This is a genomic window from Streptomyces sp. NPDC043685 (assembly GCF_056436585.1).
Genome location: NZ_JBWKCH010000004.1, coordinates 129,492 through 153,122 on the forward strand (window position 1 = coordinate 129,492; position 23,631 = coordinate 153,122).

Annotated in this window: 20 protein-coding genes; 9 read left to right on the plus strand and 11 right to left on the minus strand. The window is 72.4% G+C overall.

Annotation, left to right across the window (positions count from 1 at the left end):
• Nucleotides 1–26: 26 nt before the first annotated feature.
• The 4 genes from AC0665_RS13995 to ssd are packed head-to-tail and all read right to left on the minus strand — an operon-like array spanning nt 27 to nt 4,012.
• Nucleotides 27–818, minus strand: coding sequence for a type II secretion system F family protein (locus AC0665_RS13995; RefSeq protein WP_478603480.1), 792 nt, complete (start codon nt 816–818; stop codon nt 27–29).
• The gene (locus tag AC0665_RS14000) at nt 815–1,687 is read right to left on the minus strand and encodes a type II secretion system F family protein (RefSeq protein WP_478705075.1); all 873 of its coding nucleotides are present in this window, start codon (nt 1,685–1,687) and stop codon (nt 815–817) included. The genes AC0665_RS13995 and AC0665_RS14000 overlap by 4 nt, the downstream gene beginning before the upstream one ends.
• Entirely contained in the window at nt 1,671–2,903 is a 1,233-nt protein-coding gene (locus AC0665_RS14005; RefSeq protein WP_468408562.1) for a TadA family conjugal transfer-associated ATPase, read from the minus strand. The genes AC0665_RS14000 and AC0665_RS14005 overlap by 17 nt, the downstream gene beginning before the upstream one ends.
• Nucleotides 2,900–4,012 (minus strand): septum site-determining protein Ssd, encoded by a 1,113-nt coding sequence (gene ssd / locus AC0665_RS14010; RefSeq protein WP_478603474.1) that lies wholly within the window; start codon nt 4,010–4,012, stop codon nt 2,900–2,902. Before ssd ends, AC0665_RS14005 begins: the two co-directional genes overlap by 4 nt.
• 573 nt (nt 4,013–4,585) lie before the next feature.
• Here ssd and AC0665_RS14015 point away from each other — a divergent pair.
• Nucleotides 4,586–5,419 carry an HAD family hydrolase gene (locus tag AC0665_RS14015; RefSeq protein ID WP_363117560.1) on the plus strand — a complete coding sequence of 278 codons (834 nt, stop codon included), beginning with the start codon at nt 4,586–4,588 and terminating at the stop codon, nt 5,417–5,419.
• A 336-nt stretch (nt 5,420–5,755) separates the two neighbouring features.
• Here AC0665_RS14015 and AC0665_RS14020 read toward each other — a convergent pair whose 3' ends face one another.
• On the minus strand, nt 5,756–6,580 hold the full coding sequence (locus tag AC0665_RS14020) for a Fic family protein (protein WP_478508249.1): 825 nt from the start codon (nt 6,578–6,580) through the stop codon (nt 5,756–5,758).
• Nucleotides 6,581–6,670: 90 nt separating this feature from the next.
• Entirely contained in the window at nt 6,671–7,936 is a 1,266-nt protein-coding gene (locus tag AC0665_RS14025; protein ID WP_468634972.1) for a polysaccharide deacetylase family protein, read from the minus strand.
• Nucleotides 7,937–8,227: 291 nt separating this feature from the next.
• On the opposite strand from AC0665_RS14025, the gene AC0665_RS14030 reads away from it, so the two are divergent.
• The 6 genes from AC0665_RS14030 (at nt 8,228) to AC0665_RS14055 (ending at nt 16,529) form a co-directional block, all read left to right on the plus strand.
• The gene (locus tag AC0665_RS14030; RefSeq protein ID WP_478603469.1) at nt 8,228–10,597 is read left to right on the plus strand and encodes a bifunctional SulP family inorganic anion transporter/carbonic anhydrase; all 2,370 of its coding nucleotides are present in this window, start codon (nt 8,228–8,230) and stop codon (nt 10,595–10,597) included.
• A 486-nt stretch (nt 10,598–11,083) separates the two neighbouring features.
• A complete protein-coding gene (acs, locus tag AC0665_RS14035; protein WP_478603467.1) occupies nt 11,084–13,039 on the plus strand; it encodes an acetate--CoA ligase in 1,956 nt (651 codons plus the stop codon).
• A 197-nt stretch (nt 13,040–13,236) separates the two neighbouring features.
• Nucleotides 13,237–14,673 carry a Na+/H+ antiporter NhaA gene (gene nhaA, locus AC0665_RS14040; RefSeq protein ID WP_478603465.1) on the plus strand — a complete coding sequence of 479 codons (1,437 nt, stop codon included), beginning with the start codon at nt 13,237–13,239 and terminating at the stop codon, nt 14,671–14,673.
• A gap of 121 nt (nt 14,674–14,794) precedes the next feature.
• A complete protein-coding gene (locus AC0665_RS14045; protein WP_363117554.1) occupies nt 14,795–15,283 on the plus strand; it encodes a phage holin family protein in 489 nt (162 codons plus the stop codon).
• Nucleotides 15,280–16,218: an alpha/beta fold hydrolase gene (locus AC0665_RS14050; RefSeq protein ID WP_478508252.1), complete on the plus strand. Its 939-nt coding sequence runs from the start codon at nt 15,280–15,282 to the stop codon at nt 16,216–16,218. The genes AC0665_RS14045 and AC0665_RS14050 overlap by 4 nt, the downstream gene beginning before the upstream one ends.
• Before the next feature lie 128 nt (nt 16,219–16,346).
• Nucleotides 16,347–16,529, plus strand: a complete 183-nt coding sequence (locus AC0665_RS14055; RefSeq protein ID WP_468408546.1) for a hypothetical protein — start codon at nt 16,347–16,349, stop codon at nt 16,527–16,529.
• A gap of 62 nt (nt 16,530–16,591) precedes the next feature.
• Here the strand turns inward: AC0665_RS14055 and AC0665_RS14060 are convergent, their stop codons facing one another.
• The 3 genes from AC0665_RS14060 to nth all read right to left on the minus strand — a co-directional run bounded on the left by AC0665_RS14060 (nt 16,592) and on the right by nth (nt 19,791).
• Entirely contained in the window at nt 16,592–17,791 is a 1,200-nt protein-coding gene (locus AC0665_RS14060) for a MarP family serine protease (protein WP_478705076.1), read from the minus strand.
• Between the two features lie 13 nt (nt 17,792–17,804).
• Entirely contained in the window at nt 17,805–18,500 is a 696-nt protein-coding gene (locus AC0665_RS14065; protein ID WP_468408542.1) for an NUDIX hydrolase, read from the minus strand.
• 223 nt (nt 18,501–18,723) lie between these two features.
• On the minus strand, nt 18,724–19,791 hold the full coding sequence (gene nth / locus AC0665_RS14070; RefSeq protein ID WP_478603462.1) for an endonuclease III: 1,068 nt from the start codon (nt 19,789–19,791) through the stop codon (nt 18,724–18,726).
• Nucleotides 19,792–20,192: 401 nt separating this feature from the next.
• Between nth and AC0665_RS14075 the strand changes: the two genes are divergently transcribed.
• Nucleotides 20,193–20,867, plus strand: coding sequence for a Crp/Fnr family transcriptional regulator (locus AC0665_RS14075; protein ID WP_010031945.1), 675 nt, complete (start codon nt 20,193–20,195; stop codon nt 20,865–20,867).
• A 163-nt stretch (nt 20,868–21,030) separates the two neighbouring features.
• The gene (locus tag AC0665_RS14080; RefSeq protein ID WP_478603459.1) at nt 21,031–21,861 is read left to right on the plus strand and encodes a nucleotidyltransferase; all 831 of its coding nucleotides are present in this window, start codon (nt 21,031–21,033) and stop codon (nt 21,859–21,861) included.
• Here the strand turns inward: AC0665_RS14080 and AC0665_RS14085 are convergent.
• A complete protein-coding gene (locus AC0665_RS14085; protein WP_363117547.1) occupies nt 21,858–22,688 on the minus strand; it encodes an MBL fold metallo-hydrolase in 831 nt (276 codons plus the stop codon). The two genes, AC0665_RS14080 and AC0665_RS14085, sit on opposite strands and share 4 nt — an antisense overlap.
• The gene (locus AC0665_RS14090; RefSeq protein WP_363117545.1) at nt 22,685–23,554 is read right to left on the minus strand and encodes an NUDIX hydrolase; all 870 of its coding nucleotides are present in this window, start codon (nt 23,552–23,554) and stop codon (nt 22,685–22,687) included. Before AC0665_RS14090 ends, AC0665_RS14085 begins: the two co-directional genes overlap by 4 nt.
• Nucleotides 23,555–23,631 lie beyond the last annotated feature (77 nt).

The following is a 23,631-nucleotide window of genomic DNA, read 5'->3' on the forward strand; positions in this document are numbered from 1 at the left end:
TCACTCGCTTCCGGTCCGTCCCCGCGTCAGCCGTCACCCCCTCCGAGCACCCCGCCCGCGAGCCCGATCACCACCGGCAGCACGCCGACCGCGATGAACGCGGGCAGAAAGCACAGCCCGACCGGCGCGCTGACCATCACGCCCGCGCGGCGGGCCCTGGCCGTCGCGGCACGGTTCCAGTCGGCGCGCGACTCGGCGGCCAGCCGTGCGGCCGGTCCGGCGGCCGGCAGGCCTGACACGTCGGCCCGTTCGAGCAGCCGGGCCAGACCTCCGGCGCCCGGCAGGGCGTCCAGCCTCCGCCAGGCCGCCCCCGCCTCACCGCCCAGCCGCACCTCCGCGGCGCCCCGGGCGAGCGCCTCACCGACAGGACCACCGAGGGCCTCGCCCACCGCCTGGGCCGCGATCACCGGGCCGGCGCCCGCCGCGACGCAGGCCGCCAGCAGGTCGGCGGCGAGGGGTAGTTGGCGCGCCGCCTCGACGTGGTCGGGTGCCCGCGGGTCCTCTCCCGCAGCCGCCTGCCGCAGCCGCCACCGCCACAGGCCCAGCGCACCGGCCAGTCCCACGGCGGCCCCGGGGAGGCCCCCGACCAGCGCCCAGACGGCGCACGCCACGCCCACCGGGGCCAGCCAGGCGCGTGCGATCCCACGCAGGGCATGGCGTGGGGCAGGAGCGGTGGCCTCCCGGACCCCCGACAGCTCGGCCAGCCGTCGGCGCGTCCTTCGGCGACGCCGCGACTCCACCAGCCACCGCGCCGACCAGGCGCAGACCGCCACGATCCCCAGGGCCACCCCCAGCCTGTGGACAACGTCCCCGCTCATGCCGCTTCCTCCGCGCCCCGCACGATCCGCCGCACCCACCACAGACCCAGGCCCTCCAGCACCCCGCCCGCCGCCAGACAGCCCAGCCCCGCCCCGGTGTGCAGCAGGACGCGGAGGGGATCGGCGCCGAGGGCGATGCCGATGGCGAGGCCCAGGGCCGGCAGAGCGGCGAGCATCACCGCTGTGGCTCGGGCGCCCGCCAACTGAGCCCTCAGATCGGACCGTTGGTCCCGCTCGGCCCGCAAGGCGGTGGCGAGCCGGTCGAGCCCGGCGGCGAGCCCCGCTCCCTGGTCCACCGCAACCCGCCAGCACGCCGCGAGTCCCCGCAGTCCCTCGGCGCCCGGTTGCCGTGCCGCCATCGCGAGCGCCTCCGGCACGTCACCGCCGAATCGCGCCGCCGCCAGCACCGTCGCCCGTGTGCCCGCGAGCCCGCCGCAGTCCCGCGCGGCCCGCAGCAGCGCCTCACCCGGCTGACGTCCGGCCCGCACCTCCCCGGCGAGCGACCCGCACAACGCGATCACCGCGTCGGCCCGGCGCTCCCGCTCCCGCCGCGCCCGGCCGGCCAGCCGGGCCCGCCGCAGCAACGGCACCCCGGCCGCCCCCAGGACGACCGGCAGCACCGACGCCCCGAGCACCGCCGGCACCAACCCGGCCACCGGCGCCCACCACTCGGCCCCCAGCCGCGCGCGGACGCGCCACAGCCCATCGGTCAGCCGCCGCCACCCGGGCGGCGCGTGCGCGACGGCTCCGCCGTCCGTGAGCAGCAGCCGCGCCCGCCGCGCCACCTCCTCCCGCTCGCCCAGCAACCAGACGGCCGCCCCCATGCAGACCACCGCCGTGCCCGTCGACATCTCAGCCACCCCCGTCATGCCTCGCCTCGCCCCCTTCCACCGCGGCCTCCTCCGGGCCGCTCCCGCTCTCCCCGCCCCGGAGCAGCCCCCTCAGCCGCTCCCACCCCCGCTCACGCACGAAGGCCCGCTCGCCCCATCGCAGTGCCGGCACCGTCCGCACGAGCCCCGACGGGTCCCGCTCCAGCACGTGCACCTCGGCGATCCGCCGCCGCCCGGACCGGTCGCGCACCAGGTGCAGCACCACGGAGAGCGCGGCCGCCAGCTGGCTGTGCAGCGCGGCCCGGTCGAGCCCGGCGGCCGTGCCGAGCGCCTCCAGCCGGGCCGGTACGTCGGCGGCGGCATTGGCGTGCACGGTTCCGCAGCCGCCCTCGTGGCCGGTGTTCAACGCGGCCAGCAGATGCACCACTTCGGGCCCGCGCACCTCACCCACCACCAGCCGGTCAGGCCGCATCCGCAGCGCCTGGCGCACCAGGTCCTCGAGGGTGACCAGGCCCGCCCCCTCCTGGTTGGCGGGCCTGGTCTCAAGGCGTACGACGTGTGGATGGTCGGGTCGTAGCTCCGCCGAGTCCTCGGCGAGGACGATCCGCTCGCCCGGTCCCACCAGTCCCAGCAGGGCGCTCAGCAGCGTGGTCTTGCCGGTGCCGGTTCCTCCGCTGACCAGGAAGGACAGTCGGGCGTCGAGCAGCGCGCGCAGCACGCGGTCTCCGCCCGGAGGAACCGTGCCCGCCGCGACCAGTTCGCCGAGTGTGAAGGCACGCGGACGCACGACCCGAAGCGACAGGCAGGCACATCCCACGGCCACCGGCGGCAGCACCACGTGCAGCCGCGTCCCGTCGGGCAACCGGGCGTCCGCCCAGGGCCGGGCGTCGTCCAGACGGCGTCCGGCCACGGCCGCGAGACGCTGGGCGAGCCGGCGTACGGCCGCGGCGTCCGCGAAGCGCACCGGCGTCAGCTCCAGTCCGCCACCCCGGTCGACCCAGACCCGGTCGGGGGCCGACACCAGCACGTCCGTCACCGACGGGTCGGCGAGAAGCGGCTCCAGCGGTCCGCTGCCGACCAGTTCGGACCGCAAGTGCGCGGCCGCCCCCAGCACTTCGGCGTCCCCGAGGACCCGCCCCTGCTCCCGCAGGGCCTGCGCCACGCGGGCGGGGGTCGGCTCGCCCCCGCTCTCGGCCAGCCACCGCCGCACCCCGTCGAGCAGCGCCGCGCCCTCGAGTCCGGCCAGGGTGCTCATGCCGTACCCGCCTCGACGAGCGCCCGCTCCCAGAACTCCGCGCAGAACCGGGCGAGCGGTCCGCGCGGGACGGCGCCCGGGGGCGCTGGCGCCTGGTCCGGGCGCGACAGCCCCGGCTCGTCCGGTACCTCGCCGACCAGGGACAGCCCGAGCAGGCGGGCCACCTCGCGGTCGTCGAGCCCCGGCGGGTACGGCCCGCGGACCGCCACCCGCAGATCCCGCAGGACCATGCCGACCGCGGACGCCACCCGTCCCGCGGCCGCGACGGCCCGCAGCTCGGCGGGCACCACCAGCACGCCCAGATCGAGCTGCGAGAGGACCTCGGCGACACCGTCGTCGATCCGGCGCGGCAGGTCGACCACGACCGTGCCGCCTCGGCGCCTGGCCGCCGCCAGCACGGCGCGCACCGCCTGCGGCGGAACGGCGATGCGGTCGCCGCGGTCCCAGCTGAGCACCCGCAACGCGTGCAGCTCGGGCAGCGACTCCTCCAGGGCTCCCCCGCCGACCCGTCCGCGGGAGGAGGCGAACGCGGGCCAGCGCAGACCTTCGGCCGTCTCACCGCCGAGGAGTACGTCGAGTCCGCCGCCCAGCGGATCGGCGTCCACGAGGAGGGTGCGCAGTCCCTCCCGCGCGGAGGTGACGGCCAGGGCGCAGGCGAGCGTGGACGCTCCGGCCCCGCCCCGCCCGCCGATGACCCCCACGGTGAGGGCCGGCCGGCCGACGCCCTCGGCGACGTCGGCGATCCGGTCGACCAGCCACTGCTCGCCGTCGGGCAGCATCAGGACGTGCTCGGCGCCGATCTCGACGGCCCGCCGCCACACGCCGGAGTCGTCCTGGTCCCGGCCGACGAGGACGACACCCCTTCGGCGCGCGGCCCCGCGCACCCTCCGGGCGGCGTCGTCGCCCACCAGGACCAGCGGCGCGGCCTCCCAGCTGCCTCTGCGCTCGGGCAGACCGTGGTGCACCTCCGGTGTGGCGCCCGCCGCCGCGCACAGGCGCAGCAGATCGTCGAGGAGTTCGGTGTCCTCGGTGAGGATCAGTGGTCCGCCCTGCCGCCCTCCGGCGGCCGGCGGCGGGTCGTGTGTGACGGTTCCGGCCACGGCTTCCATCCCCCTTCGCTGCGTGACTCGCGCGGCTCCTGCGGCCCCGCGATTGCCAAACCTGGGAGAACCGGCGAGCGGCCTCCCTGTGAACGGCCGGACAGAAACCGGCCGAACGCCCCCCACTGCTCGGAACCGGCCATGAACTCGCCGCGAGCGGGACGCGTTGGAATCACGGTGCAGCGATCCCGGAAATCGTGTGGATCTTGGTGGATAACTGTGGACGTGCCGGGGGTTGTGAATATCACCGTCACCCATACCGGTGAGCTGCTCAGGCCCTCTGTGCGACTTCCACAGAGCAGTCCGACGGCTACACAGCGTTACAAATCATGAGCATGCCAAAACGACCCACAGTGCGCATCTCAGCGGCTGTCAGGCCGTAAAAAGAGGGAGAAAACCCACCCGGACATGCGACGACCCCCGCCGGGGGGGAGAGCGGGGGTCGTCCCCACGGCCGACTCGGGGGGGGAGGAGTCGGGCCGGGTTAGCACGGTCGCGAACGATCCGTGACTTCCATGGTGTACCCGAGAGCCTTCTCAGGCAAACCCACGCGCCCCACCTTACGCCGAATGGGCTGCCCCTATGCTTCGGGGCGTGGAAAACCACTCGTTGCCCCGCACAGCCGCCTTCTTTGACCTGGACAAGACGGTCATTGCGAAGTCGAGCACGCTCACGTTCAGCAAGTCGTTCTACCAAGGCGGTCTGATCAACCGCAGGGCCGTCTTGCGTACCGCATATGCCCAGTTCGTCTTCCTCGCCGGCGGCGCCGACCACGACCAGATGGAGCGCATGCGCGCATATCTGTCCGCCCTGTGCCGCGGGTGGAACGTGCAGCAGGTCAAGGAGATCGTCGCCGAGACGCTCCACGACCTGATCGACCCGATCATCTACGACGAGGCCGCCTCGTTGATCGAGGAGCACCACACCGCCGGCCGCGACGTGGTGATCGTGTCCACGTCGGGCGCGGAGGTGGTCGAGCCGATCGGCGAGCTGCTCGGCGCGGACCGGGTGGTCGCCACCCGCATGGTCGTGGGCGACGACGGCTGCTTCACCGGGGAGGTGGAGTACTACGCGTACGGCCCGACCAAGGCCGAGGCCGTCAGGGAACTGGCCGAGTCCGAGGGGTACGACCTGAGCCGCTGTTACGCCTACAGCGACTCGGCGACCGATGTGCCGATGCTGGAGTCCGTCGGCCATCCGCACGCCGTGAACCCGGACCGGGCGCTGCGCCGCGAGGCGCTGACGCGTGGTTGGCCGATCCTGGACTTCCACCGCCCCGTCCGGCTCAAGCAGCGCATCCCCGCGTTCTCCGTACCGCCGCGCCCGGCCCTCGTGGCGGTCGCCGCGATAAGCGCCGCGGCGGCGACGGCGGGACTCGTCTGGTACGCGAACAGGCGCCGGGCGACGGTCGCTTGACCTGGAACGACGGCTCGCACTAGGTGAATCCGAAAGTAAAGAAGTGCAGCCTGGACTTCCGCTTGTTGCGGGGCAGGAGTACAAAGGACTCAACGGCCCGCGAGACCAAGGACATCCGAGAGGATCACCTTTTTAACGCATTTGGCCCCACGGACCGAGCATGAACACCGGGCACCCACGCGACGTCGACCCGTCGAATACGGGCCAGCCGCACCAGGTCACGGGCAAAGCTCCCGGCCTGATGGGCATATATCGAGGACGCTTGGTAACCCGATGCTCATGCCAGCGGCGGTACGAGAACTCGTACCGCCGCATCACTTTTCCCGGTGAAGGATTTCAGGCCGCTCCGCGTTGCAGCGCCTCGCACACCGCCATCGACTCGCGGGCCCCCAGTTCGACCGCCCTGCCGCAATGGACGATCCAGGCGGCGACACCCTCAGGGGTCCCGGAGACGTACCCGCTCAGGGCCTCCAGGTAGGCGTCGCGTCCCAGCTCCGCATGACCGACCTCGGCCGCGCAGACCGACTTCGGGTCCAGCCCGCTGCCGACCAGGACGATGCGCTCGGCCGTGCGCGCGACCAGGCCGTTGTGGGACGTGAAGGGGCGCAGGGCGAGCAGCTCGCCGTGTACGACGGCGGCCGTCACCAGCGCCGGCGCGGAGCCCCCCGCGATGATCAGTTCGGCCAGCCCGTCCAGTCGGCCGTGCGTCTCGGCGGCGCTCGGCAGCGGTAGAGCGACGACCGGTTCGTCGACCGACTCGCCCTCCTTGCGGGGCCGCCCCACCTGGTCGCCCTTGTCCGCGGCCGCCACCAGATGCAGCCGGGCCAGCACCCGCAGGGGGGACTGCCGCCAGATCGACAGCAGCTGACCCGCCTCCGCGGTCAGCCGCAGGGCGGCGCCCACGGTGCGGGACTCGTCGTCGCCGCTGAAGTCCGTACGCCGGCGCACCTCCTCCAGGGCCCAGTCCGCGCCGGACAGCGCGGCCGAGCCGCGGGCGCCGCGCAGGGCGGCCTCGGAGGTGATCGCGTTGCTGCGCCGCCGCATGACCCGGTGCCCGTAGACCCGGTCCACGGCCTTGCGTACGGACTCCACGGATTCGGCCACTCCGGGCAGCGCCCCCAGGGCCGCGAGGGGATCGGCGCTCGCGCCTGCAGTACTCATGAGTACGACCCTACGCACCCCGGGGCACCCTCCCACGGCGGAGTGGCCTTCTTCACGCGCGCGTGCGCCGGGCCACGTCCTCCCGAAGGACTACCCCTTGGCCGCCGGAGCGCCGGGCACGCCCTTGGGTGCCGGGGCCGGCCGGTCCGACAGGAAGGACGCCCAGCCCCCCTTGGGCGCCTGGCCGACCGGCAGGGTGCGCAGCTTCTCCAGCGTCTTCGGGTCCTGCGCGTCGAGCCAGTCCACGAGCTGCCGGAACGACACGCAGCGCACCTCCTTCTTGGTGCACACCGTCTCGATGACCTCCTCGACGGCACGCATGTAGGTGCCGCCGTTCCAGGACTCGAAGTGGTTGCCGATGATCAACGGCGCGCGGTTGCCGTTGTAGGCCCTCGAGAAGCCCTTGAGCAGGCCGTCGCGCATCTGGTCGCCCCAGTAGTCGAACTTGGCGGGATCGCCCTGGGTGGCGGTGCCCGACTGGTTGACCATGAAGTTGTAGTCCATGGTGAGCTGCTCGAAGGAGTGGCCGGGGAACGGCACCAGCTGCATGGACACGTCCCACAGGCCCTGCTTCTTCTTCGGCCAGACCTGGTCGTTGACGCCGCTGGTGTCGTAGCGGAAGCCCAGGTCGCGGGCGGCCCTCATGAAGTTGCGCTGGCCTTCGAGGCAGGGCGTGCGGGCGCCGATGAGCTCCTTGTCGTAGTCGAAGGGCAGCGGGGCGGCGTTCTTCAGGCCGGTATTGGTCTTCCAGGTCTTCACGAACCGCTTGGCCTGGGAGATCTCGTCCTTCCAGTCCTGCACGGACCACTCGCCGACACCGCCGCCGCTGCCGCAGAAGTGGCCGTTGAAGTGGGTGCCGATCTCGTTGCCCTCCAGCCACGCCAGCCGCAGCTGCTTCACGGTGGCGGCGATGCCCCGGCGGTCGTTGAAGCCGATGTCGGAGCGGCCCGGGGAGTGCTGCGGCGGCCGGTACCGGTCGCGCTCGTCGTCCGGCAGCATGTACACGCCGCTCAGGAAGTACGTCATGGTCGCGTTGTTCTTCCTGGCGACCTCGCGGAAGTGGGAGAACAGCTTCTGGCTGTCCTCGCCCGCGCCGTCCCAGGAGAAGACGACGAACTGCGGGGGCTTCTGGCCGGGTCGCAGCCGTTCGGCTCGCGGCAGATGGGGCTGGGCTCCGGTGTAGGCGGTCGAGCCGTCTCCGATCAGCCGGACCGCGCTCTTCGGCGCCTGCGCCGGGGTGGCCTTCTGCGGGTCGGGGCGCTCCTGCCGGGGGGTGCCGGTCGCGCAACCGGCGAGCGATGCGGCGCAGACCGCGGCGATCACGGAACCCGCGGCGATCCTGTGGGTGGCGGCCATGTTCCGCCCACCTTCTTCCTTCTCTCGGGTGCGGACAGCGCCGCCAAATTCGCACGAGACCGAGAAGGAATTAGTACGACAAGCCGATCAAATAGCCACTTCACTCTTCAGAGTGATCTATTCACCCATTTGCCCGTAAAGTCTATGCTCGTCCTTTACTCTGCATTACGATCCGTTTACCGAGCGTTGATTCATCCCGCCGATTTACGCCGTGACCGCCGCGACCGAACCCCGCCCGAGGCGGGACCCCCCAGTTACGCGACCGCGCAGCCCCGGAGGAGACGGGAAACCATGTCAGCCTGCGTCCCCACACGCGCCGCCGATCCGAACCGAACCGAACGAACCCATCCGCCCCACAGTCCGCCGCCGGCCGGGCCCCGCCGATTCCGCATCGCGGGTGCCGACGTGTCGGCCTCGATCGCGGTCTTCCTGATCGCCCTGCCCCTGTCCCTGGGCATCGCCCTCGCCACCGGCGCCCCCCTGCAGGCCGGCCTCGTCGCCGCCGCCGTGGGCGGACTGGTCGCAGGGCGGCTCGGCGGCTCCCCGCTCCAGGTGAGCGGACCCGCCGCGGGACTCACCGTGGTCACCGCCGACCTCATCCAGCGCTACGGCTGGCGGACGACCTGCGCCATCACCGTCCTCGCCGGCCTCGCCCAACTCGGGCTCGGGTGCCTGCGCGTGGCCCGTGGCGCCCTCGCCGTCAGCCCCGCCATCGTGCACGGCATGCTCGCCGGGATCGGCGTCACCATCGCCGTCGCCCAGCTGCACATCGTGCTCGGCGGCACACCGCAGAGCTCCGTCCCGGACAACCTGCGCGCGCTGCCCGCCCAGTTGGCGCAGATGCGCCCCGAGGCCGTGTCGGTGAGCGTGCTGACCCTGGCCCTGCTGCTGCTCTGGCCGCGCCTGCCCGGCCGGGCCGGAATGCTGCTGCGCAAGGTCCCGGCCGCGCTCATCGCCGTCGCCGGGGCCACCGCGGTCGCCGCCCTCGCCGGTCTGCGCCTGCCCAAGGTCGACCTGCCGTCCTGGAGCAACCACGCCCTGGCCGGGCTGCCCGAGGGCCCCGTGCTCGGCCTGGTCGCCGCCGTCCTCACCACCACGCTGGTGTGCAGCGTGCAGTCGCTGCTCGGCGCGGTCGCCGTGGACAAGCTGGTCGCCGGCCGCCAGGGCGCGTCCGCCCGGGTCGGACGCTCCAACCTCGACCGCGAACTGCTCGGTCAGGGCGCCGCCAACATCGTCTCCGGCTCGCTCGGCGGTCTGCCCATCGCCGGTGTGGCCGTGCGGAGTTCGGCGAACGTCCACGCGGGAGCGGTCAGCCGGAACTCCACGATGCTGCACGGCGTTCTCGTAGTGATCGCCACGCTGCTGATGGTCCCGATCCTGGAGTTCATCCCCCTCGCCTCGCTCGCCGCCCTGGTGATGGCCGTCGGCATCCAGATGGTGTCCCTGAACCACATCCGCACGGTGACCCGCCACCGCGAAGTGTGGGTCTACGCCGTCACCACCCTCGGCGTGGTCTCGCTCGGCGTCCTGGAGGGCGTGGCGCTCGGCATCGCCACCGCCGTCGGTGTCGCCCTGCACCGCCTCACCCGCACCCGCATCACGCACGAAGACAGGGAGGGAGTCCATCACGTCCATGTCAGAGGCCAGTTGACGTTCCTGGCGGTGCCACGGCTCAGCCGGGCCCTGCACCGCGTGCCCCACGGCGCCGACACCGTCGTCGAGCTGGACGGGTCGTTCATGGACCACGCGGCGTACGAGACGTTGCAGGACTGGCAGAAGACGCACACCGCGCAGGGCGGGACCGTGGAGATCACCGGCCGGAATCCCGGAACCCGTATCTCCGAACCGCAGTCCCTCACCGACTGCCGTTGCCGGCCCTGGACGCCCTGGCGCAACCACCGGTGCGACGGCCCCCAAGCCATGCCCCTCGCCGAGAAGACGGCGGAAGGGGCGGACCGCTCCGAGCCGGACCCGCAGGGCACCGGCGGATCCATGGGGAGCGAACTGGCGCGTGGCATCAGCGCGTTCCAGCGCAACACCGCGCCCCTGGTGCGCAGCGAGCTGGCCCGGCTGGCGCGAGAGGGGCAGCGGCCCTCGCAGCTCTTCCTGACCTGCGCCGACTCACGGCTGGTCACCTCGATGATCACTTCCAGTGGTCCGGGCGACCTGTTCGTCGTGCGCAATGTGGGCAACCTCGTCCCCCGCCCGGGTGAGGAGAGCGGCGACGACTCGGTGTCCGCCGCGATCGAGTACGCCGTGGACGTCCTGCGGGTGCGGTCGATCACGGTGTGCGGGCACTCGGGGTGCGGCGCCATGCAGGCGTTGCTCAACGCCGAGCCCGGGGGCGCCCGGACCCCGTTGAAGCGGTGGTTGCGGCACGGCCTGCCGAGCCTGGAACGCATGGCCGACGACAGCCGGTCCTGGGCCGGGCTGGCCGGGCGGTCCCCCGAGGACGCGGTCGAGCAGCTCTGCCTGACGAACGTGGTCCAGCAGCTGGAGCACCTGCGCGCCCACGACTCGGTGGCCCGGGCCCTGAGCGAGGGCTCCCTGGAGCTGCACGGGATGTACTTCCACGTGGGCGAGGCCGAGGCGTACCTGCTCACGGAGTCGGAGACCGGAGGCGTCTTCGACCGCGTACGGGAGCCGGACCTGACGGCATGACCCCGGCGCCGGGTCGGGGCGTGCTCCCGCCCGGCACCGGATGAGGGTGTGCCCCCGACCGACAGCGGGGGCACACCCTGTACGTCAGCGGGCCGGGCCCGGGGTTCATCGGGCCGGACCCGGCCCGCTGACCCTCAGGCCCGCCCTGGAGCTCGGGCCGAACCCGCCCTGGAGCTCGGGCCGAACCCGCCCGGGGCTCCGGCCGGACCCGGCCTGGAGCTCGGGTCCGAACGGCCCGGCCCGACCCCGGGGTCCCGACCGTCCCCCGGGCCCCCTCAGCCCCCTCCCCTCCGACGCGAGCCGAGTGAAGGGCTGCGTCCACGGTGAACTTTCCCTGGTCGGCGTCCGTGGGTACGGATGACCCCGGCCGCCGGCAGACCGCCGGAAAGGTCTAAACCAATCGGCGGTCGGCCCTTGTCATCGCACCCCCGGGTCTGATGAGCTGTGGCCTGGGACACAACGGACACCCTGGGAAAGGCAGATGCCGTGAGCAACGAGAGCCTGGCCAACCTGCTCAAGGAAGAGCGCAGGTTCGCACCCCCCGCCGACCTGGCCGACAACGCCAACGTCACCGCGGAGGCGTATGAACAGGCCAAGGCTGACAGGCTCGGCTTCTGGGCCGAGCAGGCCCGCCGACTGACCTGGGCCAAGGAGTTCACCGAGATCCTCGACTGGTCGAACCCGCCGTTCGCCAAGTGGTTCAAGGACGGCGAACTCAACGTCGCCTACAACTGCGTCGACCGGCATGTGGAGGCGGGCCACGGCGACCGGGTCGCCATCCACTTCGAGGGCGAGCCCGGCGACAGCCGCGCCATCACCTACGCCGAGCTCAAGGACGAGGTCTCCAAGGCTGCCAACGCCCTGCTGGAGCTGGGCGTTCAGGCCGGGGACCGGGTCGCGGTGTACATGCCGATGATCCCCGAGACGGCGATCGCCATGCTGGCCTGCGCCCGCATCGGCGCCGCCCACTCGGTGGTGTTCGGCGGCTTCTCCTCCGATGCCCTCGCCACCCGCATCCAGGACGCCGACGCGCGCGTGGTCATCACCTCCGACGGCGGATACCGGCGCGGCAAGCCGTCCGCGCTGAAGCCGGCCGTGGACGAGGCCGTCGAGAAGGCGGGCAACGTCGAGCACGTCCTGGTCGTGCGGCGCACGGGCCAGGAGGTCGCCTTCACCGAGGGCCGCGACGTGTGGTGGCACGACCTGGTGGAGCGGCAGAGCGCCGAGCACACCGCTCAGCCCTTCAACGCCGAGCACCCGCTGTTCATCCTCTACACCTCGGGCACCACGGGTAAGCCGAAGGGAATCCTGCACACCTCCGGCGGCTACCTCACCCAGACCGCCTACACCCACCACGCCGTCTTCGACCTCAAGCCGGAGACCGACGTCTACTGGTGCACGGCCGACGTCGGCTGGGTCACCGGCCACTCGTACATCGTCTACGGCCCGCTGGCGAACGGCGCGACGCAGGTCATGTACGAGGGCACGCCCGACACCCCGCACCAGGGCCGCTTCTGGGAGATCGTCCAGAAGTACGGCGTGACGATCCTCTACACCGCGCCGACCGCGATCCGCACGTTCATGAAGTGGGGCGACGACATCCCCGCCAAGTTCGACCTGTCCAGCCTGCGCGTGCTGGGCTCGGTGGGCGAGCCGATCAACCCCGAGGCGTGGATCTGGTACCGCAAGAACATCGGCGCCGACCGCACCCCGGTCGTCGACACCTGGTGGCAGACCGAGACCGGCGCGATGATGATCACCCCGCTGCCGGGTGTGACCGCCACCAAGCCCGGCTCGGCCCAGACGCCGCTGCCCGGCATCAGCGCGACGGTCGTCGACGACGAGGCCAACGAGGTGCCGAACGGCGGAGGCGGCTACCTGGTGCTCACCGAGCCGTGGCCGTCGATGCTGCGCACCATCTGGGGCGACGACCAGCGGTTCCTCGACACCTACTGGTCGCGCTTCGAGGGCAAGTACTTCGCCGGTGACGGCGCCAAGAAGGACGACGACGGGGACATCTGGCTGCTGGGCCGGGTCGACGACGTCATGCTCGTCTCCGGGCACAACATCTCCACCACCGAGGTGGAGTCCGCTCTGGTCTCCCACCCGTCGGTCGCCGAGGCGGCCGTGGTCGGTGCGGCGGACGAGACGACCGGGCAGGCGATCGTCGCGTTCGTGATCCTGCGCGGTACGGCCTCCGAGACCGAGACGCTGGTGGACGAGCTGCGCGCGCACGTCGGCAACGCGCTCGGCCCGATCGCCAAGCCCAAGCGGATCCTGCCGGTGGCCGAACTGCCCAAGACCCGCTCCGGCAAGATCATGCGCCGGCTGCTGCGGGACGTCGCCGAGAACCGCCAGCTGGGTGACGTCACCACGCTGACCGACTCCACGGTCATGGACCTCATCCAGGCCAAGCTGCCGGCCGCGCCCAGCGAGGACTGATCGCGCACCGGCATGGCGGAGGCCGCGCAGGGCACCCGGTGAGCGGATACCGGGTGCCCTGCGCGCGTCCCCACCGCAGATCAGGGGGTGCGGGCGGCCACTCCCTTAGCTAAGCTAAGCAATACAAGTGCTCCATGGTGCGCCGGGAAGTCTGGTCGGCATGTGTTCCGTCCTGCCCACCGACCGGAGGTTCGCCCGTGACAGCGCCCCGCCCCACCACCCCCCGCAAGGTCCTCGGCCGACTGTCGCTGCCGGAGCGGACCTACGTGGCGGACGCACTGCGCACCGAGACCGTCGGCGGGGTACTGCTGCTCGCCGCCGCGGTCACCGCGCTGCTCTGGGCGAACATCCCCCCGCTGCGCGACAGCTACGAGAGCGTCTCCCACTTCCACCTGGGCCCCGCCGCCCTCGGCCTCGACCTGTCCGTCGCCCACTGGGCCGCCGACGGACTGCTGGCCGTCTTCTTCTTCGTCGCCGGGATCGAACTCAAACGGGAACTCGTGGCGGGCGACCTGCGCGACCCGAAAGCCGCCGCGCTGCCGGTCGTGGCCGCGCTCTGCGGCATGGCCGTGCCGGCGCTCGTCTACACCGTCACCACCGTCGCCGGCGGAGGCTCCCTGGCCGGCTGGGCCGTGCCGACCGCCACCGACATCGCGTTCGCGCTCGCCGTGCTCGCGGTCATCGGCACCTCCCTGCCGAGCGCGCTGCGGGCCTTCCTGCTCACCCTCGCCGTCGTCGACGACCTCTTCGCGATCCTGATCATCGCGGTGTTCTTCACCGCCGACCTGAACTTCGCCGCACTCGGCGGCGCCGTCGCCGGACTGGTGCTCTTCTGGCTGCTGCTGCGCAAGGGCGTCAGGGGCTGGTACGTGTACGTCCCGCTCGCCCTCGTGATCTGGGCGCTGATGTACAACAGCGGCATCCACGCCACCATCGCCGGTGTCGCCATGGGCCTGATGCTGCGCTGCCACCGCCACGAGGGCGAGGACCGCTCCCCCGGCGAGCACATCGAGCACCTCGTACGCCCCCTGTCGGCGGGGCTCGCCGTCCCGCTGTTCGCGCTGTTCAGCGCGGGGGTCGTGGTGTCCGGCGGGGCGCTGGCCGACGTGTTCACCACGCCCGAGACCCTCGGCGTCGTCCTCGGTCTCGTCGTCGGCAAGGCGCTCGGCATCTTCGGCGGCACCTGGCTGACGGCCCGTTTCACCCGCGCCGAGCTCAGCGACGACCTGGCCTGGGCGGACGTGTTCGCGGTGGCGAGCCTCGCCGGCATCGGCTTCACCGTGTCGCTGCTCATCGACGAACTCGCCTTCGCCGGCGACCGGACGATGACCGACCAGGTCAAGGCGGCCGTCCTGCTGGGCTCGCTCATCGCCGCGACACTCGCGACCGTCCTGCTGAAGATCCGCAACGCCAAGTACCGGCGGCTGTGGGAGGACGAGGAGCGCGACGAGGACGCCGACGGCATCCCGGACATCTACGAGGAGGACGACCCGGCGTACCACCTGCGGCTCGCCGCGCTCCACGAACGCAAGGCCGCCGAACACCGCAGGATCGCCCAGGAGAAGGCAGCCGCGCGCCACGGGCTTGCCGAAGTACCGGGCGGGGCAGGCGAGGACCACCACCGTCCGGCATGATCTGACGAGACGGTACAAAAGACGGGACCGTACGCAGTCATGCCGGACGCAGTCGGACGACTGCGCGCGAGTCAGGCAGAAGACACGGACATCGGACCGTACGCAGAAGAGGGAGACCGCGATGAGCGCACCCGACGGCAGCCCGGTCGGCGCCGAACGCAGCATCGGCCAGCTGTTCGCCTCGGCGACGGCGGAAATGTCGGCGCTGGTGCACGACGAGATCGCGCTGGCCAAGGCGCAGCTCAAGCAGGACGTCAAGCGCGGCGCGACCAGTGGCGGTGCCTTCTCGGCGGCCGGCGCCGTGCTGATCTTCTCCCTGCCGATGCTGAACTTCGCGCTGGCGTACGGCATCCGCACCTGGAGCGACTGGAACCTCGCGGTCTGCTTCCTGCTGTCCTTCGCGGCGAACGTGCTGGTCGCGGGCGGCCTCGCGCTGATCGGCGTGGTCTTCGCGAAGAAGGCCAAGAAGAGCAAGGGCCCGCAGAAGGTCGCCGCCTCGATGAAGCAGACCGCGGTCGTGTTGCAGAAGGCCAAGCCGCATCCGCGTCCGGAGCTCGCGCAGGACCGGGTCCCCGAGGCCATCGAGGCTGTGGCACGCTCGTCGTCATGACGGACCCCGCACCGCCCCCGGCCCAACCGGCCTCGGCCGTCCTCCTGGACGGCCCCTGGAGCCACCGCGACGTCGCAGCCAACGGCGCCCGCTTCCACATCGCGGAGCTGGGTGAGGGGCCGCTGGTCCTGCTGCTGCACGGCTTCCCGCAGTTCTGGTGGACCTGGCGGCACCAGCTGGTGGCGCTCGCCGACGCCGGTTTCCGGGCCGTCGCCATGGACCTGCGGGGAGTCGGCGGCAGCGACCGGACGCCGCGCGGTTACGACCCCGCCAACCTCGCGCTCGACGTCACCGGCGTCATCCGCTCCCTCGGCGAGCCGGACGCCGCGCTCGTCGGCCACGACCTGGGCGGATACCTCGCCTGGACGGCCGCCGCGATGCGCCCCAAGCTGGTGCGGCGGCTCGCGGTCTCGTCCATGCCGCACCCGCGGCGCTGGCGCTCGGCCATGCTCCGCGACGTCAAGCAGAGCCGCGCCGGTTCACACATCTGGGGGTTTCAGCGGCCCTGGATCCCGGAGCGGCAGCTCACCGCCGACGACGGGGCGCTCGTCGCCGAGCTGATCCAGGAGTGGTCCGGGCCGAGGCCGCCCGAGGACGAGGCGCTGGAGAACTACCGCCGCGCCATGTGCATCCCCTCCGCCGCGCACTGCGCGGTCGAGCCGTACCGCTGGATGGTGCGCTCCCTGGCCCGCCCGGACGGCATTCAGTTCAACCGGCGGATGAAGCGGCCCGTGCGCGTGCCGACCCTGCATCTGCACGGCTCGCTGGACCCGGTGATGCGCACGCGCAGCGCGGCCGGGTCCGGCGAATACGTCGAAGCCCCCTACCGCTGGCGCCTGTTCGACGGGCTCGGCCACTTCCCGCACGAGGAGGACCCGGTCGCGTTCTCCTCGGAACTCATCAACTGGCTGCGGGATCCCGAGCCCGACCGGTGACCGGTCGCTCCCGCCCGGTCACCGGCACGGGAACGATTGTCTGACGAACGGCCAATTGCCTGGCGCATAGGCCAATTGGAGGCTCCGGGAGCGGTTATCGACCATGGGGCGGGGGCACACGTCGGGGTATGGGCTGGACGCACGACTACAGTGACGCAACCCGCAATCGCCGCTCGGCGGGCGGTGCGAATTCCCACCGGCGAAGCGGCGGACCGCAGATGGCGACCGCGGACCCCCGGGTCGGGATTCCGCTGATCCTCCGCCGCCGGGCCCGCTGGGTCTCCGTACGCCTGCGTCACACACGCGACTGAGGCGTCACTCGCGCGAGTGACGCCGCGCCACCTCCCGCACCGAGAACGCTCCTGAGCCGGCCTCAAAGGGCGCAGCTGTCGCTGCCCACCTGCTGGTCGGCGGCGCGTCCCTTGGTGATGTCCTGCTGGATCTCGTCCACGGTCAGCGCGTATCCCGTCTGGGCGTCGTCGAGCGACTTGGCGAAGACGACGCCGTAGACCTTGCCGTCGGGCGTGAGCAGCGGGCCGCCGGAGTTGCCCTGGCGGACGGTGGCGTAGAGGGAGTAGACGTCACGGCGGACCGTGCCGCGGTGGTAGATGTCCGGGCCGTTGGCCGTGATGCGGCCGCGTACGCGCGCGGCCCGCACGTCGTACGCCCCGTTCTCCGGGAAGCCCGCCACGATCGCGCTGTCGCCGCTGGTCGCGTCCTTCTCGGTGAACCGCAGCACGGGCGTCTTGAGGTCCGGCACGTCGAGGACGGCGATGTCGCGCCGCCAGTCGTAGAGCACGACCTTGGCGTCGTACTTCCTGCCCTCGCCGCCTATCTGCACGGTCGGCTCGTCGACTCCGCCCACCACGTGCGCGTTGGTCATCACGCGGCGGTCGGAGAAGACGAAGCCGGTGCCCTCCAGGACCTTGCCGCAGCTCGGGGCGGTGCCCATGACCTTGACGATGGAACGCTGTGCGCGGTGCGCGACCTCGCTCTTCGCGAGCGCCGGATCGGGCGGCCGGACATCGGTGATCGGCTCGTTCGAGAACGGGCTGAAGACCTGCGGGAAGCCGTTCTGCGCGAGGACGGAGGAGAAGTCCGCGAACCAGGTGGCCGCCTGGTCGGGCAGGGCCCGCGACACACCCAGCAGCACCTTGGAGTTACGGACCTCCTTGCCGAGCGTGGGCAGCGTGGTGCCCGCGAGCGCGGAGCCGATCAGCCAGGCGACCAGGAGCATCGCCACGACGTTGACCAGGGCGCCGCCGGTGGCGTCCAGGGCCCGGGCCGGGGACCAGGTGATGTGCCGGCGCAACTTGTTGCCGAGGTGGGTGGTGAGCGCCTGGCCGACGGAGGCACAGACGATGACGACGACGACCGCGACGACGGCGGCGGTCGTGCTCACCTCCGCGTTGTCCGTCAGCGCGTCCCAGATGACGGGCAGCACGTACACCGCGACGAGGCCGCCACCCAGGAAGCCGATCACCGACAGGATGCCGACGACGAACCCCTGGCGGTACCCCACGACCGCGAACCACACGGCGGCGACCAGCAACAAGATGTCCAGCACGTTCACGAAGGCCACCCTGTCATGCGCGCCAGTCGAGCGGGACCTGCTTCTCCTGGTCCCAGGGCCGCTCCCAGCCCGCGAAGTGCAGCAGCCGGTCGATGATTCCGGCCGTGAAACCCCAGACAAGGGCTGATTCGACCAGAAATGCCGGACCTCGATGGCCGCTGGGGTGGACGGCGGTCGCCCGGTTGGCGGGCTCCGTGAGATCCACCACGGGGACGGTGAAGACCCGGGCGGTCTCGTTCGGATCGACGACCCCGACCGGGCTCGGCTCGCGCCACCAGCCCAGCACCGGCGTGACGACGAAGCCGCTGACCGGGATGTACAGACGGGGCAGGACACCGAAGAGCTGGACACCGGAGGGGTCGAGGCCGGTCTCCTCCTCCGCCTCGCGCAGGGCGGCCCGCAGCGGGCCGTCGCCGGACGGGTCGCCGTCCTCCGGGTCGAGGGCGCCGCCCGGGAAGGAGGGCTGGCCGGCGTGCGAGCGCAGGGAGCTGGCGCGCTCCATGAGCAACAGCTCCGGCCCCCGCGCGCCCTCGCCGAACAGGACGAGCACGGCCGACTGGCGCCCCCGGCCGTCCTCGGGCGGCAGGAACCTGCTGAGCTGTCTCGGCCGGACCGTCTCCACGGCGTGCACCACCGGATCGAGCCAGCCGGGCAGCCCCTCCTTGCTGAGCACCACCGGGCCGCCCTGTGTGTCGCTCGCCCGCGTCATCGCCACCCCCGTCGTCCTGCCGCGTCCAACGCGCGACGGGCCCGGGATCGTTCCACGGACGCCCGGGATCCCCTGAACGAGCGGCGCGCCGAGCCCGTCGGGGGGCGCGCCGGGCCCGTGGAGGGGCGCGACGAGCCCGTCAACCGGCGCGCCGGACGGCTCGGACGGCGCGCCGGACGGCTCGGACGGCGCGTCGGGCAGCTCGGGCGGCGCGTCGGGCGGCTCATCCGGCCCCCAGCGGCGGAGCCGGTGTGCCGCCCGCGTCCAGATACGCCTGCGGGGGCTTCAGGCGCTGGCCGGGGAAGCCGCCCTTCTCGTACTTGAGGAGCTTCTTCGCCTTCTCCGGATCGGTCTCGCCCTCGCCGTAGGCAGGGCAGAGCGGGGCGATCGGGCAGGCGCCGCACGCGGGCTTGCGGGCGTGGCAGATGCGGCGGCCGTGCCAGATCACGTGGTGCGAGAGATCCGTCCAATCGCTCTTCGGGAAGAGCGCGCCCACCGCGGCCTCGATCTTGTCCGGGTCGGTCTCGGCGGTCCACTGCCAGCGGCGCACCAGGCGCTGGAAGTGCGTGTCGACGGTGATGCCCGGGCGCCCGAAGGCGTTGCCGAGCACGACGAACGCGGTCTTGCGTCCGACGCCGGGCAGCTTGACCAGATCCTCCAGCCGGCCGGGCACCTCCCCGCCGAACTCCTCCACCAGGGCCTTCGACAGCCCTATGACCGACTTGGTCTTGGCCCGGAAGAAGCCGGTCGGGCGCAGGATCTCCTCGACCTCCTCGGGGTTGGCGGCGGCCAGGTCCTCCGGCGTCGGGTACTTGGCGAAGAGGGCGGGCGTCGTCTGATTGACGCGCAGGTCGGTCGTCTGCGCGGACAGGACGGTGGCGACGACCAGTTGGAAGGGGTTGTCGAAGTCCAGCTCGGGGTGCGCGTACGGATAGACCTCGGCGAGCTCGCGGTTGATGCGGCGGGCCCGGCGGACCAGGGCGGTGGGCGACTCGTCGCGCGGCGGGTGGACGACGGCCTTGGCGGGGGCGGCGCCCTTGACGCGGGCGGTGGCCTTCTTGGGCGCGACCGCGACCTTCTTGGCTGCGGGCGCCTTCTTCACGAGGGCGCGTTGCGAGGCCTTCCCGGCACCGGAGGTCTTGGAAGCGGCCTTCTTCGCGGACGGGGCCGCCGCCTTGGAAGCGGCCTTCTTCGCCGGCGCGGCCTTCTTAGCGGGCGCCGTCTTTCCCGTCGACGCTGCCTTGCCCCCGGAGACGGCCTTCTTCGCAGTGGCGGCCCTCTTCGAAGACACCGTCTTCTCCGCGGACGTCGCCTTCTTCGCAGACGTCGCCTTCTTCGCGGAAGCAGCCTTCTTCACTGGTTCCGTCTTGTTCTCTTTCGCCGTTTTCCTACCGCCATCGGGGCTCTGTTCGCCCACAGCGGAATCGCGACGTACAACCACCCGCGCAGCCCCCTCGGCCTGTGCTCTCACCGGCGATTTGGACACCCGGCCAGCCTAAGGCCCGGCACCGACATCCGCCCCGGCCCCTGAAGATCGGCGCCCAATTGGACCCCTGCCGCGTACCCCAGGACACGTGTGCGGCATCCTTGTGACAGATCACACTGTTTGGACCGCCCGACAAAATGGGCACAACGGTCCCTCGGTACACGGGGGAGCAAGATCCCCTGAGCAGGTCGAATAGGAGAGAACTCGTGGACGACGTTCTGCGGCGCAACCCGCTCTTCGCGGCGCTCGATGACGAGCAGGCCGCGGAGCTCCGCGCCTCCATGAGTGAGGTGACCCTCGCCCGCGGTGACTCGCTGTTCCATGAGGGCGACCCCGGTGACCGCCTGTACGTGGTCACGGAGGGCAAGGTGAAGCTCCACCGCACGTCCCCCGACGGCCGCGAGAACATGCTGGCCGTGGTCGGCCCCGGCGAGCTCATCGGCGAGCTGTCGCTGTTCGACCCGGGCCCGCGCACCGCGACCGCCACAGCGCTGACCGAGGTCAAGCTGCTCGGCCTCGGCCACGGCGATCTCCAGCCCTGGCTGAACGCCCGCCCGGAGGTGGCCACGGCACTCCTGCGCGCCGTCGCGCGCCGGCTGCGCAAGACCAACGACGCGATGTCCGACCTCGTCTTCTCGGACGTGCCGGGCCGTGTCGCCCGCGCCCTGCTCGACCTCTCCCGCCGGTTCGGCGTGCAGTCCGAGGAAGGCATCCACGTCGTCCACGACCTCACGCAGGAAGAGCTGGCCCAGCTGGTCGGCGCGTCCCGTGAGACGGTCAACAAGGCCCTCGCGGACTTCGCCCAGCGCGGCTGGCTGCGGCTGGAGGCCCGCGCGGTGATCCTGCTGGACGTGGAACGCCTCGCCAAGCGCTCCCGCTGAGCGCACTCCCGGCCGTACGCGCCGTACGCCATGAGCGTTCCGGCTGAGCGCACTCCCCGGCCGTACGTCATCGGGCCCCGTCTCCGCGCGAGACGGGGCCCGACGTCGTCAAGGGAACCGAAAACGCGTCCCGCACGGGCCCCGCTCGCGCCACAGTGAGCGCATGACCGGCAGCACAGTCCACCGTCCGGGACTCGACGCGCGGGGGTTCCTCACCCGGGAGGGATCCCTGGCGCGTGTGTCGCACGCCTTCCGCCCGGTCGTCGCCGCGACACGCGACCGGCTGACCGACGTCTTCGGGGACCGGCTGCACAGCGCGTACCTCTACGGGTCGATACCGCGCGGCACCGCGCGCGTGGGCCGCAGCGACCTGGACCTGTTGCTCGCCCTGCACGAGGAGCCGACCGCAGCGGACCGGGACGACGCCCTGGCGCTCGGCACGGCACTGGACGCGGAGTTCGGGCAGATCGACGGGCACGGCACCCTGCTGTTCAGCCGGGCACGGCTGCTCAGCGACCTGGAGAGGTACGACCTGGGATGGTTCGTCGCCTGCCTGTGCACCCCCCTGCTGGGCGAGGACCTGGCCGCGTGCCTGCCGCGCTACCGCCCCGACTCGCTGCTGGCCCGCGAGACCAACGGCGACCTGGCCCTGCTGCTCCCCCGCTGGCGCCGGCGGATCGCCGGGGCAGGCGGCACCGAGGAGGCCCTACGGCCCCTGGTCCGCTTCATGTCCCGGCATCTGGTCCGTACGGGCTTCACGCTCGTCATGCCCCGCTGGAACGGCTGGACCAGCGATCTGCGCGAGATGGCCGAGGCCTTCGCCGGGTACTACCCGGGACGAGGCGAGCAGCTGCGGGCCGCTGCCGTCCTGGGGCGGGAACCGGTCGGGGACGCGGCCGTGCTCGCGGCGTACGTGGACGATCTCGGCCCCTGGCTCGCCGGGGAGTACGCGCGCGTGCACGGTGTCAAAGCGCCGCGCCCTGAGGGGCCCTAGATGAGCCCGTGTTCTTCCAGATACTCCATCTGCGCCCGTACCGACAGCTCCGCCGCCGGCCACAGGGAGCGGTCCACGTCGGCGTAGACGTGGGCGACGACCTCGGTGGGGGTGCGGTAGCCGTCCTCGACGGCCGTCTCGACCTGGGCGAGGCGGGTGGCGCGGTGGGCGAGGTAGTACTCGACGGCGCCCTGGGCGTCGTCCAGGACCGGGCCGTGGCCGGGCAGGACGGTGTGGACGCCGTCGTCGACGGTGAGGGAGCGCAGGCGCCGCAGGGAGTCCAGGTAGTCGCCGAGACGGCCGTCGGGGTGGGCCACGACCGTCGTGCCGCGGCCCAGGACGGTGTCGCCGGTGAGGACCGCCCGGTCGGCCGGGAGGTGGAAGCAGAGGGAGTCGGCGGTGTGGCCGGGGGTCGGTACGACGCGCAGTTCGAGTCCGCCGGTGGTGATCACGTCTCCGGCGGCCAGGCCCTCGTCGCCCAGGCGCAGTGCCGGGTCGAGGGCGCGCACGCGCGTGCCGGTCAGTTCGGCGAACCGGCCGGCGCCCTCCGCGTGGTCGGGATGGCCGTGCGTCAGCAGGGTGAGGGCGACGCGCTTGCCGGCCTGCTCGGCCGTGGCGACGACCCGGCGCAGGTGCGCGTCGTCCAGCGGACCCGGGTCGATGACGACGGCGAGGTCCGAGTCCGGCTCGGCGACGATCCAGGTGTTCGTGCCGTCGAGGGTCATCGCCGAGGCGTTGGGCGCCAGGACGTTCACGGCCCGCGCGGTCGCGGGCCCCGAGAGGACGCCGCCGCGGGGTCGGCCGGGCAGGGCTGCTGCGTCCGTCATGCGGTGGCTCCCCCGGTCGGGATGTGCTTGGTGAACTCGTCGTGGCCGGGCCAGGAGAGCACGATCTCGCCGTCCACCAGGCGGGCGCCGGCCAGGACGGGCGTGAGATCGCGCTCTGGGGCGGCGTCGAGCGCCCGGGCGGCCGTCTCGTACGGCGCCAGCTGGCGCAGGGTCGCGATGGTCGGCGGCATCATCAGCAGCTCGCCCTTGTCGTAGCCGGCCGCCGCCTCGCGCGGGGTGATCCACACCGTGCGGTCGGCCTCCGTGGAGGCGTTGCGGGTGCGCTGCCCCTCGGGGAGCGCGGCGACGAAGAACCAGGTGTCGTAGCGGCGGGCCTCGAACTCCGGCGTGATCCACCGGGTCCAGGCGCCGAGCAGGTCCGAGCGCAGCACCAGGCCGCGGCGGTCCAGGAACTGCGCGAAGGACAGGTCCCGGGCGACCAGGGCGGCGCGGTCCGCCTCCCAGTCGGCGCCGGTGGTGTCGCCGACGACCGAGTCGGGCGCCGGTCCGGCGAGCAGCACGCCCGCCTCCTCGTACGTCTCGCGCACGGCGGCGCAGACGATCGCCTGGGCCGCCGTCTCGTCGACGCCGAGCCGCTTTGCCCACCACGCGCGCGTGGGACCCGCCCAGCGGACGTGGTGATCGTCGTCGCGCGGGTCGACTCCGCCGCCGGGATACGCGTACGCGCCTCCGGCGAAGGCCATGGAGGCGCGTCGGCGCAGCATGTGGACGGCGGGGCCGTCGCCGGTGTCCTTCAGGAGCATGACGGTGGCCGCGCGCTTCGGGGTCACCGGGGTGAGGGTGCCGGCCGCGAGTGCGCGGATGCGGTCCGGCCACTCCGGGGGGTACCACTGACCGTTCGCCATGGGCGCGAGGCTATCCCGTGACGGGCGGATGTTCGAGTGGCCCCGGGGACGGATTCCGCAGCTGGGGCCGTCGAAGG